10 protein-coding genes, 1 tRNA gene and 1 pseudogene are annotated in these 13,224 nt (G+C 59.4%); 9 read left to right on the top strand and 3 right to left on the bottom strand.

Annotated elements, in window-relative coordinates:
* The first annotated feature begins 107 nt into the window (after positions 1-107).
* The 5 genes from E5W87_RS06045 to E5W87_RS06025 all read left to right on the top strand — a co-directional run bounded on the left by E5W87_RS06045 (position 108) and on the right by E5W87_RS06025 (position 5,461).
* Positions 108-1,043 (top strand): class I SAM-dependent methyltransferase, encoded by a 936-nt coding sequence (locus tag E5W87_RS06045; RefSeq protein ID WP_292394949.1) that lies wholly within the window; start codon positions 108-110, stop codon positions 1,041-1,043.
* 228 nt (positions 1,044-1,271) lie between these two features.
* Positions 1,272-2,561, top strand: a complete 1,290-nt coding sequence (locus E5W87_RS06040; RefSeq protein ID WP_292394948.1) for a GNAT family N-acetyltransferase — start codon at positions 1,272-1,274, stop codon at positions 2,559-2,561.
* 112 nt (positions 2,562-2,673) lie between these two features.
* Complete coding sequence (locus tag E5W87_RS06035) at positions 2,674-3,996, top strand: NAD(P)-binding domain-containing protein (protein ID WP_292394946.1); 1,323 nt, start codon at positions 2,674-2,676, stop codon at positions 3,994-3,996.
* A gap of 388 nt (positions 3,997-4,384) precedes the next feature.
* Entirely contained in the window at positions 4,385-5,260 is an 876-nt protein-coding gene (locus tag E5W87_RS06030) for a hypothetical protein (RefSeq protein ID WP_292394944.1), read from the top strand.
* A 116-nt stretch (positions 5,261-5,376) separates the two neighbouring features.
* Positions 5,377-5,461: transfer RNA gene (locus E5W87_RS06025), tRNA-Asn, on the top strand.
* Positions 5,462-5,666: 205 nt separating this feature from the next.
* On the opposite strand, the gene E5W87_RS06020 is transcribed toward E5W87_RS06025, so the two are convergent.
* Both E5W87_RS06020 and E5W87_RS06015 read right to left on the bottom strand, forming a co-directional pair.
* Complete coding sequence (locus E5W87_RS06020; RefSeq protein ID WP_292394942.1) at positions 5,667-5,873, bottom strand: hypothetical protein; 207 nt, start codon at positions 5,871-5,873, stop codon at positions 5,667-5,669.
* 454 nt (positions 5,874-6,327) lie between these two features.
* Complete coding sequence (locus E5W87_RS06015; protein ID WP_292394940.1) at positions 6,328-6,657, bottom strand: hypothetical protein; 330 nt, start codon at positions 6,655-6,657, stop codon at positions 6,328-6,330.
* A gap of 96 nt (positions 6,658-6,753) precedes the next feature.
* Between E5W87_RS06015 and E5W87_RS06010 the strand changes: the two genes are divergently transcribed.
* From E5W87_RS06010 to E5W87_RS05995, 4 genes are all read left to right on the top strand, one after another.
* The gene (locus E5W87_RS06010; RefSeq protein ID WP_292394937.1) at positions 6,754-7,398 is read left to right on the top strand and encodes a 4'-phosphopantetheinyl transferase superfamily protein; all 645 of its coding nucleotides are present in this window, start codon (positions 6,754-6,756) and stop codon (positions 7,396-7,398) included.
* Between the two features lie 305 nt (positions 7,399-7,703).
* Positions 7,704-8,720 carry a thioesterase domain-containing protein gene (locus E5W87_RS06005; protein ID WP_292394935.1) on the top strand — a complete coding sequence of 339 codons (1,017 nt, stop codon included), beginning with the start codon at positions 7,704-7,706 and terminating at the stop codon, positions 8,718-8,720.
* Between the two features lie 51 nt (positions 8,721-8,771).
* Positions 8,772-11,744: an amino acid adenylation domain-containing protein gene (locus tag E5W87_RS06000; RefSeq protein ID WP_292394933.1), complete on the top strand. Its 2,973-nt coding sequence runs from the start codon at positions 8,772-8,774 to the stop codon at positions 11,742-11,744.
* 78 nt (positions 11,745-11,822) lie between these two features.
* Entirely contained in the window at positions 11,823-13,001 is a 1,179-nt protein-coding gene (locus E5W87_RS05995) for an acyl-CoA dehydrogenase family protein (protein WP_292394931.1), read from the top strand.
* Here E5W87_RS05995 and E5W87_RS05990 read toward each other — a convergent pair.
* Positions 12,895-13,224, bottom strand: a pseudogene (locus E5W87_RS05990) (hypothetical protein); the annotation flags it as partial. The gene E5W87_RS05995 and the pseudogene E5W87_RS05990 overlap by 107 nt on opposite strands.

The following is a 13,224-nucleotide window of genomic DNA, read 5'->3' as shown; positions in this document are numbered from 1 at the left end:
CCCGGCAAGGACATTGGCTGCATGGCTGGTCGCGTGGATGAACGCGTCGGCACGAAGTGGGAAGCGCGAAACGACCACTCGCCGTCGCCGACAACTTGAACCGCTTCATGAACGAGCATGTCCGCCTCCGCTCAGGAGTTCGGATCACTGACAAAGGTTGCAGTGGGATGACATCGAACGGGACACAGGTGCCTATCAAGCGGGATTGGTCAAAGATTTCGGAATTTTGTCACGACGCGCGTACGCCAGAGCGAATATTTGCGCACTATCAAATCGAGAAAGCTCTGGCTGCTCAGCTGCTGAACTCAGATCAAGACGATCGGCTCAGCCTCTATGCTGAAGTGTACAGCAAGCTTTTCACTTCGCTTGAAGATCATCCCCAAAATAGGAATGAATACAGAGACGATCGTATCGTCAATCTTCAGACCCGCCTTTTAAGAACGCTTGTCCGGAAAGGCGCGCGTTTCGGCGAATTGGGGGCCGGCGATTGTAAGCTTAGCCTCAGCATGTGCAATCATTGCTCATCAGTAAATGCAATCGACGTAACTGACGCGTTACTGCCACCTGGGGAGAAACCCGCCAATTTTCAATTCGCCAAGATCGATGGTATCCATCTACCCTTCGCCGATAATAGTCTCGATTTTATGTTCAGCGATCAGTTGATGGAGCACCTCCACCCCGACGACGCAGTAAGGCAGCTTTCGGAGGTATATCGCGTTCTTGCACCTGGCGGTGCTTACTATTGCATCACTCCAAACGCGGTCACGGGTCCTCACGACATTTCGGTATACTTTGACAAAGTTGCATGTGGATTCCACCTGAAGGAATATAGCTATCGTGAGCTGTCACGCGCGTTTACGGGGATTGGCCTTCGAAAGCAGGCTGTGCTGTTCGGCCATGGGGCCGTTAATGTGCTCGTTCCTGCCAAAATTGGGATCATGCTCGAAATGGTCATGCAAGGAGTTTGGCGGGGGCGATCGAGACCCCCTACGAATTCGGTTCTTCGGCATCTGATGGGGATTCGCCTGCTCGGCTATAAATGAGAGCGTGAGCCGCCGCGGTTCGAGACAATACCTCGGAACCGCCTTCGCGGGTCCTGGCCGCTCTAAAGGGGGCCGTGTGAAGCGGTCGCTCGTACTCCTCCAGCAGGCACAGACTAGCTCTCCGTGAGTAGCCAAGAATAGGGTCTTCACTTCCCGCGCTTGCAAGTCTTCACTTCCAGCGCCTCGCGACTTGAAGTCTTCTCTAAACAGGAAAACCCCGAGTGCTCCATGGACGAACAGCAGCGCGCAGCGAGGATACTCCTGGCATTCCCGCCGCAATGCGCAAAGTATCAGGAAGATGGCTGTATATCAGGACCTCTTGATGTCTCAGCCATAGGTGCGGAACCCGATCGCGTGGCTTCAGTAGAACAAGCCATGCGCCAGGATACGGTCATCGACGTTGCCGTGGAGGCCTTGCCGGACATCGTGAGACTCGAGACCGTTTGGAAGGAGCTCGAAACGCGAGCAACTCACTCATTCTATCTGTCCTGGCTCTGGATCGGAACTTGGCTGCGGCATCTGCCGGGGGGCGCGCAACCACATCTTCTAGTCGCTCGGACGTCAAGCAGGATCGTTGGGTTGGCGATTATTTGCCGGCGGAGGGCGTGGAGTTTCGGGCGGCATGCGCGGGCGCGTTGGCTGCTCAATGAAACCGGAGATGTTCGCTTCGATCGATTGTTCATCGAGTACAACGATATTCTTGCGGAGCGATCCCTGGCCGATGCCACTCGAGTGGCATGCGTCGAGGCCTTGGCGCATCACTTGCGCCACTCTGACCAACTGGTGCTCTCCGGAATTGATCCGGACTTCGAGTTGGCCGCTTGTCGCATAGCGGGCCGGGCCGGGCTCCTTACTGAGGTGAAAGCAGAAGATACGGCACGGTGGATCGATTTCGCCAAAGTCCGCCAGAAAGGCGGAAATTACCGCGCCACATTGGGCCGCAATACTCGCCAAGCGGTAAGCCGTGCCATGCGGCTATATGCGGAACGCGGCCCCATTGCGTTCCGGACCGTCGAAGTGACATCGGAGGCGCTCGCCGCGTTTGATTTGCTCGCCGAGCTTCATCAGTCGCGATGGGGACGCAGGGGAGCCTTTGCCAATCCGAGCTTCCGTCGATTTCACGAGGAGCTCATTGCACACGGAGTTCCCACCGGGGCCGTCCGCATCTCACGGACGTTGGCTGGGGACCAGACAATTGGGGTCCTGTACAATTTCGTGCATGACGGCCGTGTTTACAACTACCAAAGCGGCTTTCTTTATGAGCGCGACGGTCGGCTCAAGCCCGGGCTTATCAGCCATGTTCTGGCTATTGAGGACAGCATCGGACGCGGGGAGTGCGGCTACGATTTTCTGGCAGGCTTCTCCGGGCACAAGTCCCACCTGGCCAATGCGGAGCATCCCATGAAGTGGATCGCAATAGGCAGAGACACTCCAGAGCGCCGCATCGAGGCAAACCTGCGTGATGCCAAGCGGGTGCTAGGGAGCATTGTTGCTCACATGACACAGGCCGCGGCTTGAAGCGTCGGCCAGAAAAGGACCCGCCACTCAGTGTCAAGTAGGTAGCAGGTTCTTGGATATGCGGTCGGCGGGTGCTGCCCTTCGGCAGGCGAGGATCCATGGGAGGTACGCTTTGTATAAGTTGTGCGACGTGACCATTGTCGGTGCTGGCCCCTATGGACTGTCGGTAGCTGCACACTTGCGCGGACTGGACATTGACTGCCGGATAATCGGCAGCCCGATGGAGAGCTGGAAAAGCAAGATGCCGAAAGGCATGCTGCTCAAGTCAGCTGGGTTCGCATCAAACCTTTCTGATCCCGAGCATGCTTTTACTCTTCGGCAATTCTGCATCGAGCACGGCAATCCTTATGACCATCTGGATCTTCCAATTCCGCTGAGAACATTCTCCGCCTACGGGTTGGCGTTCCAAAAACGCTGCGTGCCGGGCGTGGAAGACGAGGAACTCGTTTCCTTGGTTCCGGCTCCAGAAGGATTCGATCTTCGCATGAAGAGCGGGCTATCCTTCAGGACGCGCAAGGTGGTGATTGCAACGGGCCTGACCTATTTCCGCCATATCCCCGAGTTGTTGTCCCGACTGCCCAGCGATAAGCTTTCGCATGCCGCTGACGTTCACGACCTCCAAAGATTCCGGGGGCAGCGGGTCGCGGTACTCGGAAGCGGAGCATCCGCAATTGATATAGCGGTGCTCTTGAACGAAGCGCGGGTCGAGGTTCAGCTTATCTCGCGCAAGCCGACGATCATTTACAGTGGCCGGTGGGGAGGCTCAGGCTCGCACCCGATGCTACGCCGCCTGGCATGTCCCGTTTCTGGAATCGGCCCGGGTTGGAAACATCGACTGTTCGCGGACTGGCCTTGGCTCTTTCGCTATTTCCCCGAGTACTATCGACTTCAAATGGCAGAAAAGTTTCCCTCGCCGTCTGGAGGGGAGCCAATGAAGGATCGGGCAGCAACCATTCCTTTGCTTGTAGGACGCTCGCCGCAGGAAGTGAGATTATCAGAGCACGAAATACAATTAAAATTGCTTTCCATGGACGGCAACACTCAAGTCGTAGAGGCAGATCATGTAATCGCGGCGACAGGCTATAAGGCGGACGTGCGTCGTTTTCCTTTCTTAAGCTCTTCGATTATCGAACAGCTGCGTCTTTTCGGAAAAACTCCGAGGCTGTCCGCGAACTTCGAGTCGTCCATCCCGGGGTTGTACTTCGTCGGGCATATATCGACTACGACGTTTGGACCGGTCATGCGTTTCGTGTTTGGCACCGACTTCACCTCTCGCACGATATCAAGGCACCTGGCGAGTCTGCGCCCTAGGCTGTGGCGAGAATCCCCTCGCACGAGTGCGGGGCAGCACCGCTCCGCTGTCGACATCTTCAGCCCGAAAATGCCTGTGAACACTCACCTTGAACGAATCAAGAGAAGTCAGTCTTCTCGCTAGGATTAGGGCTACCATGCCTAGTCAGGTGACAAATCCATCGCAACACAGCCTAGCAGCCGGTGGCGCACCGACACCCCTGGTCTTGGGAGGAGGAATAAACGGCCTGTCCGCTGTGCGCAGCTTGGCTCAAGCGGGGCTTCGGCCGATTGTAGTCGTTGAGACAAAATATGATGTGGCAGCTGTATCGCGATATGCCCGACGAGTTATCGTTTCCACGTTTAACGGCGAAGAATTTGTAGAGGAATTAGTTCTACTGCGAGAGGGAATGCCTCATGGAGGCGTAATAATATTTGCCGACGACCGTCCGCTATTGGCAGTGTCGCGGCACCGTGACCGTGTAGCTCCCTGGTTCGGCTTCCAACTCCCACTCCACGGACTGCTGGTCGACTTGACTCTGAAGGAGCCGTTTTTTCGTCTGGCCCAGCGCGGTGGCTTTCCGGTGCCAAAAACCCTCTTGGCGCATAACCATGGTGACTTGAACGGCCTGCGTGAGCTTCGGCCTCCATTGTGCGTGAAGCCAAACAGCCGTTCCCCGGCGTATGACGGCTCTTTTAAGAAGGCCTATCGCATTGAGACCCAAGCCGACGCTCGGTTGCTCTGCGAGCAAGTGCTGGACGCGGTGGGGGAGGTGATTGTTCAGGAGTGGATCGAGGGGTCGAATGACTCCATCTACTTTTGCCTGTGCTACCTGCGCCCGGGTTCTTCGGTCGCCTTTACGGGCCGCAAAGGCCGTTCCTGGCCGCCTCAGATCGGCGTGACCGCTAGTTGCTGGGCGGCGCCAGAAGTCGCCGAGGAATTGGAAGATCTGACAATCCGCTTCTTCCGATCAATCGGTTTGACAAACGGCTTCGCCAGCATGGAGTACAAACGCGACCAGCGTGACGGCGGCTTTTGGTTTGTCGAGCCAACCGTTGGCCGGGTCGATGGGCAGGTGGAGATCTCGGCCCTGTGTGGCATCAATCTCTGTCATGTCGGCTATTGCGATGCCGCCGGGCAGTCATACCCACCCTTGGAACTTGATCCGACTCACGTCTGGCGCGATGAATTCAGGGATTTCATCTCGGCCCGGTTCCTTGGCGCCGGCTGCTACTATCCACCAGGTCACCGGATTCACAACGCCTACTGGCGCTGGGGCGATCCAGGTCCGGCCCTGCTGGAGACAGCAAAAGGCGCGAAAGAAACGCTGCGCCGTGTGATCTGGCGCCCCGTCAAAACTGAACCGGTTTCAACGTACCGGAAAGATCAACCAGAGTTGAGGTGCTGATTGTCTCAGCGTCATCTCTGCCACGGAGTGCGCTCTGCATCGCCGACAATCGATCGGCGGGTTCGGCTCTTCGGCAGGCGAGGACCAAGGAGAGATTGGATTTGTCTAATCTATGTTTCAGCGTGGCGAAATTGGTAGACGCACCGCACTGTTAATGCGACGCCGAAAGGCTTGTAGGTTCGACTCCTACCGCTGGAGCCATAGATTACAAGTAGCCCGTAGCGACCATATTAAGTCGTTGAATAAGGACCTTTCGGCCCCTTTCTGTCCGTGCGGGGGGTACCCCCTCGGTCCACCTGATCCGCCGCCAGCAGGGCGAGGTTCTCCGCAGCGGCCGACAGGACCGTTTATCGGCGGACGCTCGCCAACATCAGTGTGCCGGCCGGTGATGACGGCGCCATCCTGCTCAACGAAGGGCTGCCATCGTTTGGACCAAGCCATCGGCGCGGCAGATCGTCGGCGCCGGGCGCTGCAGGAGCTCGCGGCGCTCGTGATGCAGCAGTTGGAGCTTCGCCACAGCGAGATCGCGCGCGGCGATGATGGGCTTTGCCGACGCCATGAGCTTGCGATCCTCACCATCGACGTCCACGGCGTCATCCGGTTCGCCAACCATGCGGCCGACGCGCTGTTTGGCTGGGACCTTGCGGAGATGATCGGGCACCCGAACGATATGATCGTCCGAGCGGCTGCGCAACGCCCACAATGCGGGACTGGCGCGCGTCGCTCGTCGGAAAGACGGTCGAGATCGCCGCCCGCCTCTATCTGCGTGCCTCCACCGCCGAGTAGGACGCCAGCCGGGCCTGCTGTGGAAACCAAGCCGTCAGCTACTCCCAGGGACACGATCCCAATTCTTCCGTAAGGCATGAAAGCCTCGCGGGCAGGCCGGGAGGCTTCGGTCGTCCAGCAGCAAAAGCCCATCGCCCAGGCGGTCACTCGGCCGCGCAAGCGAAGCGCGGAGATTGCTTTGATCTGACGTAATTCCGCATTCAAGTAACTGCTCTTTGGCCAGAGCCGGCGCAGCAGCCTTGCTCGTCAGAGCAGGGGATCATTGGAGCGCCAGTTCATTGTCAATCCGGCAAGATTATTTGGCAGTTTCGCCTCCGGCAGACCCCTTGCGGGCAGCAGTATGTCTGGGTCTTTTGAAGTAGCCATCCATACATCAAAATATCCACCAGGCGCTCCTTGCTTTCGCCCTTACGTGATTGTTTCATCAGGAAGTCAGCATGAATGGCGCTGGCGTTCATTAGAACGAATTGCGCTTGTGCGGGATGAGCGCTCCCAGCGATCGGAAACCACGTATGACTTCTGACTGCTGCCCCGAGTTCGACTTTATCCAATTTTCTGGCGCGGGCGGGGACGATCGCCATGGCGTATTGGGCGCGAGCTGGAATTTTCATGCTCTCTCGGCTCGGCCGGGACATCGATTAATTCGACCCGTCAGATTCGGCGTCAGTCAGCCTCTTGTGGAGCCGGCACCGCCCTCGCCAAACTTTTTGGATGAAGTCGAGCTGAGACCCGGGATCATAATGCCGGTTCTCGAGAATGGTGGTTTGGAGATCCTGGCATTCATGCTCGATGCGGAGCAGAACGTCATCCGCGAGATAGGCGTTTGCCTCAACGAAGAGGAACGTCGGCGCGCCGAGGGGCTGAGACTGGAGCGGGACCGCCGCCGCTTTGTCGCTACCCGTGGGCAGCTTCGCCGGGTCCTCGCTTCCAAACTGGGAATCTCGCCGTCCGACGTCGAACTAGAATATGGACGCCTAGGCAAACCCCACCTCTCGCACCGCATGCCTTCTCGCGATTTGCGCTTCAGCGTCTCACGATCCGGAGATGTCGCAGTCGTCGCCCTTTCGACCGGGCAGGAAGTCGGGGTGGACATCGAGGCAGTTCTCCCTGTGCCCGAAGCGGACGAGATCGCAGCGCTCTGCTTTTCCTCCTCCGAGTATGGGTCCTACACCGCCCTTGGTCCGGAAGACCGGCTGGAAGGCTTCCTCCGGCGCTGGACCCGGCTGGAAGCTATTTCTAAGGCCTTGGGGTGCGGCTTAGGACAGCCCCTCTCTTGGGATGAAAGGGATTGGGCTGTCCGTAGGTTCGTACCGAAATCTGAGTACATCGGGACCGTGGTAGTCCGGAATTGAGTGGTAGTCCGGAATTGAAGTGTCCGCGATGCCATCATTCACTTACGATGCACTGGGGATAAACGAGAAGCTGGATAAACGAGAAGCTCAACCAATTCCATTGGACTGCACGCAAGTTCATTCGAACCGCACTTGTTTCCCACACTTCGCGGTCGAGAACACGGGACAGCGCTCACTGACATGTCCCGGGCGTACGGAGAAAGAGGCGGCAGTTTCATCGATGAAACCGTCGTGCTGGAGCAACTGGGACGCGGGAACCACTTCGGCTCCGCCGTAAATGATGAAGAAAGTGATCGGAAGGCCCTATGTCGGCGGACGTGATGCAATTCCCGGAGCTTCTCGCAGACCTCGCGGTCAGGGACATCAAAGTCTGGGTAGAGGGCGACCGGCTGCGGTGCAACGCCCCAGTTGGCGCACTGACGGCAGAGTTTCGCGACCAGTTGCGGGACCGGAAGGGCGAGATCATCGCGTTTCTGAATATGGCCAAGGCGGCGGCCCTGCAACAGCCTGCAATCATTCCCCTGCAGTCTCGCGGAACACGCACGCCCATTTACGCCGTACCCGGGCATATCGGGGCGCCCTTCTCATTCTCGGACCTGTCGAAACACCTGGGCGGCGATCAACCGTTTTACGCACTCCAACCGTCTGGCTTCGATGGGCAGAGCGAGCCGATGAACCGCGTCGAAGATATCGCCGAGTACTTCGCCCGCCAGATTGTCGAATATCAGCCCGCCGGTCCGTACATCATCGCCGGTTACTGCTCCGGCGCTGCAACCGCTTTCGAACTGGCAAAAATCCTGGGTCAACGCGGAGCGGAGGTCCCATGCATAGCGCTTTTTGCCCCTCTTCACCCCACCACCTATAAGGAATTGCCGCGTCTGCTGTATTTCTTTGCCAAGCGCAGCGCCGATTCGTGCTTGCGAGAGATGGCGAAGCTGCCGACATTCGGCGCCCGTCTCCGATATTTCGGCAGTCGCCTCCGGAACCTTGGCGAGCGCGTCCGCGCTCTCGTGACCCTCGTTCGCAAAAGCAACGAGCCTGTCACGACAGATCCGGTGCTGGCGAGCAGAGCTCGACTCAAATCCACGGCGATCACGGCTTTGCGGCGGTACATTCCCACTCCGTATTCGGGTCGAGTATGCATATTCCTTCCGAACAAGGCCTGGCGGCGATCGGGTGCCGCACCGCACCGATGGCTTCGAGTGGTGCCCCATGCCGAATTTTATTTCGGGCCCGAGGACTGCAACGATCCCCTTATGCTGGAGGAACCGGACGCACCTGCCATCGCAGAACTTTATCGCCAGGCAATCCAAAAAAGCTGAAATGATTGACGTGATTTGATTTTTTGATTTCCGCGATGGGGAGCGTATCTCATGAATGAAGTCCTACCTATCGCGGCGGAGGGCGTAGCGCTTCCCCTGCTGAAAGATGCCGATCATCAGGCGCTGGTTGTCGAGTACAACGGCACGGCAGCGCCCTACCCGTCGGACAGGACGATCATCGATCTCTTCCGCGACCAGGCGACGCGTAGTCCTGACGCTGAAGCGATCCGCTTCGGCGACGCAACGCTGACGTACCAGCAGCTCAACGAACGCTCCAACCAGATGGCCACGCATCTAAGTTCGACCGTGGGGCCGGGTCGGATTGCCGTTGTGTTCATGGAGCACTCCATTGAAGTCGTCGTCGCGATCTTAGGCGTCCTGAAGTCCGGCGCAGCCTATGTGCCGGTGGATGCGGCAACGCCGAAGGGGCGTCTGGCAACAATCCTGAAGGACATTGCCAACGGGACCGACGGGCGGGCGCCGGTGGCGATCACTCAGGCGCGCCTGCAATCGGTCGTTTCCCCGAACCTTGCCGACATTTTTGTGCTCGACGCCGATTTCGGGTCGATTTTGAATCAGCCGGACTCGGCCCGACCGTCCGCTGCCACTCCGGACGGCGCCGCCTATATCATCTTCACCTCCGGCTCGACCGGCACGCCCAAGGGCGTCGTGATCGAGCACCGGAACCTGGTGAACTACATCTGGTGGGCCGCTCGGGTGTACAGTTCCCGCGAACGTCTCGCATGGCCCCTTTTCTCATCCCTCGCCTTCGACCTGACCGTCACGACGCTCTTCACGCCACTCATCACCGGCGGCCGCATCGTGGTCTATCTTGGTGATCCCGGAGTCCAGAGCATGGTGGTGCTCAAGGTCATCGACGACAATGCCGTCGATATCATGAAGCTGACGCCGGCGCATCTCGCGATGATCCGCGACCGCAATCTTGAGACCACAAGGCTGCGCAAGTTCATCGTGGGTGGCGAGGACCTCAAAACCGAGTTGGCTCGCGATATCACAAAAGCCATCCCCCATCCTATCGAGATCTACAACGAGTACGGACCAACCGAAGCCACTGTGGGCTGCATGATTCACCGTTTCGACATCGACCGGGATCAATCCGCATCGGTGCCGATCGGCGTTCCGGCCGCCAATGCGGGCATCTACGTCCTCAACAAGGCACATCAGCCCACCGCCCCCGGCATCATCGGTGAGATGTTCATTGCCGGCGACGGTCTCGTGAGAGGCTATTTCAATCGCCCTGACTTGACCGATGAGCGTTTCCTCACGGTCACCGATCCCCGAGATGGGTTTTCGAAGCTGCGGCTGTACAGGACGGGCGATCTCGCCCGCTGGAACTCGGAAGGGCGCCTGGACTTTCTCGGCCGCGCCGATCATCAGGTGAAGGTTGGTGGCGCGCGTGTCGAGCTGGGCGAGATCGAAGCGCGGCTGCTGAAGCACCCGCACGTTCAGGAATGCGCTGTCGTTGCCATCGCCACCCCGGTGGCGAAACCAGCGACACAAGTGCGTTATTGCGAACGGTGCGGTGTTGAGTCCGGCCTGCCCGGCACGACATTCGATGCGGCAGGCGTCTGCAATCTATGCCGGGCCTTCGACACCTATGTCGACAAGGCGCAGACCTATTTCAAGACATCGGATGACCTCCAGGTTCTCATCGCGGAGATGCAGGCTAACCGGAAGGGACCTTACGACTGCATCGTGCTGTTGAGCGGCGGCAAAGACAGCAGTTTTATGCTGTGCAAGCTCGTCGCCATGGGGGTGAAACCGCTTACCTTCACCCTCGACAACGGTTTCATTTCGGAAGGAGCCAAGGCCAATATCAGGCGGCTCGTGAACTCACTCGGCGTGGATCACCACTGGGGAAGCACGCCGCATATGAACGAGATCTTCGTCGACAGCCTGAAACGGTTCGCGAACGTCTGCAACGGTTGCTTCAAGACGATCTACACCCTGGCCACAAACGTCGCCCGCGAACGAGGGATCGGATACATCGTGACGGGGTTGTCCCGCGGCCAGTTCTTTGAGACGCGCCTGACCGAGGAGGTCTTCAAGCGGGACGACTACGATCCGGCCCGTCTGGACGCGCTCATCGCCGAGGCGCGCAAGGAGTATCACCGCCGCGAGGATGCTGTGTCGCGCTATCTCGACGTGGATGCCTTCGGGAATGACTCAGTATTCGAGGAAGTGAAGTTCATCGACTTCTACCGCTATTGGAGCGTCCCTCTGGAGGACATGCTCGACTTCCTGAAGACGCAGGCGGGATGGAATCGGCCTGCGGATACAGGACGCTCCACGAACTGCCTCATCAACGATGTCGGCATCTACGTTCATAAGAAGCAGCGGGGACATCACAATTACGCCCTTCCCTACAGCTGGGATGTGCGTCTCGGCCAGAAGACGCGCGATGAAGCCATTGACGAACTCAACGACGAGCTGGACGTACCCCGCATCAAGCAGATTATGGCCCAAATCGGCTATGTCGAACCGCCAGCGGCCGAAGACGGCATCGCACGACTTGTGGCCTACTATGTCTCGTCGAAACCCCTGACCGTGGCGGACCTGCGCGCCCACCTCGCCGAAGAACTCTTGGAGTCCATGATTCCGACGCACTATGTTCGCCTCGAACGGATGCCGCTCACGTCCAACGGCAAGATCGACCGCTCCGCGCTTCCCGAGCCGACGGCGGAAAACATCCAGCCTGCACAAGCTTTCGCCGCCCCCTCGACGGAGACCGAGAAGACGCTGGCCGCGCTGTGGTGCGAGCTCCTGAAGGTCGAGTCGATCGGCCGTGACGACAACTTCTTCGGCCTGGGCGGGCACTCGCTCCTAGTGATGCGGGCGGTCTCGCGCATGCGGGAGACCTTCGGCGTCGACGTGCAGCTTCGCAACCTCTTCGAGCGCCCGACAGTGGCCGGACTGGCGGAAGTGATCGACGGAATGCTCTGGGTGGCCGATTCCAGAGCCCCTTCAGTCTCGGAAGGACCGAGAGAGGAAATCGAACTCTAGCTTACCGGAAGGCCTCCGAATGGCCTTGGGGAACCAATTCGGACGGAAGCTTTTGCGTTGGACTGCACAGCAGAGCGGATGAAGATGATGGACAAAGCTTGGGTACCGGCGCGAGGATCGGGGCTGCCTTGGGCGGCGGGGGAGTATGAGCTCTTACGCGACCAGGTGCGCCGGTTCGTCGAGGAGGAGATCAAGCCCCGTGCGGATCGCTGGGAGGAGGACGGGTTCGTTCCCCGTCCGATCCTGCGCCGCATGGGCGAACTCGGCTTCTTCGGCATCCGCTACCCGGCCGAGTATGGTGGTGCCGAGATGGACGTGGTCGCATCCACGATCTTCGCCGAGGAGCTCGGGCGCTCGACCTATGGCGGCGTCGCCATCGCGACGCTGGTCCATACCGACATGGCTTCCGTGCATGTCTTTCACGACGGGACCAAAGCCCAGCGGGCCCGCTGGATGCCGGGTATTATCAGCGGCGAGGTGATCACCGCGGTCGCCATCACGGAGCCGGATGCGGGCTCGGACGTGAAGGCCATCCGCACGCGCGCCCGCCGAGAGGGCGACTCTTACGTCCTCGACGGCACGAAGCTCTACATCACCAACGGCGTCCACGCGGATCTCTACTGCGTCGCCGCCAAAACCGATCCCTCGGCAGGAAGCCACGGGATCACGATGTTCCTCGTCGAGAAAGGCACGCCAGGCTTCAGCGTCGCCCGCGAGCTGGACAAGCACGGCTGGCGCTCCTCCGATACGGCGGAGCTCGTCTTCGACGGTTGCCGTATCCCCGCCGAGAACGTACTCGGCGCAGAGGGACAGGGCTTCTACTCTATCATGCGCAACTTCCAGAACGAGCGCCTTGTCCTCGCCGGCATGGCGATAGGGGCGGCCGAGGCGGCGATCGATATGACCCTCGGCTGGGTGAAAGCTCGCCGCGCATTCGGGGGCGTCCTATGGGACATGCAGGCGATCCGTGAACGTCTGGCCATGCTTTCTGCGAAGGTGGAGGCAGGCCGCCAGTTTCTCTATGCCACCGCTTGGCGCATGGCGGCGGACGAAGATTGCCTGCGCGAGGTGTCGATGGTGAAGGCTATCTGCGGCGAACTCGTCAACGAGGTCGCGTATACGTGCGTGCAGTTCCACGGCGCTATGGGCTTCATGCGCGAGAGCCCGATCGAGCGCATAGCGCGTGACGCCCGCGCCCTATCCATCGGCGGCGGCGCGACGGAGGTGATGCTGGAGGTGGTCGCGTCGATGGCGTGAGCCTAATGCGGCTGTGAGGACGTCGCTCTGGCGTGGCTGCGTGAAGGGCTCTTCGCACGGCGGGTAGTGTTGGCTGAGGGGTCCTTCGGCTGTTCTTTTTTCCCCACCCGCTCTCAGGCGGCGGCGCTGGAGGAAAGCATGAGCGATCATGGTCATGAGCGCGTGTCGATGGCCCTGCCAGGAGCGGCCCTCGAAGTGGTCGAGGCCGAGGCGGCCCGTCGGC

The sequence above is a fragment of the Mesorhizobium sp. genome (genome assembly GCF_004962925.1).
Taxonomy (GTDB): Bacteria; Pseudomonadota; Alphaproteobacteria; order Rhizobiales; family Rhizobiaceae; genus Mesorhizobium.
Note: the sequence above shows the minus strand (reverse complement) of the source record. Positions and strands in the feature narration are given on the sequence as shown.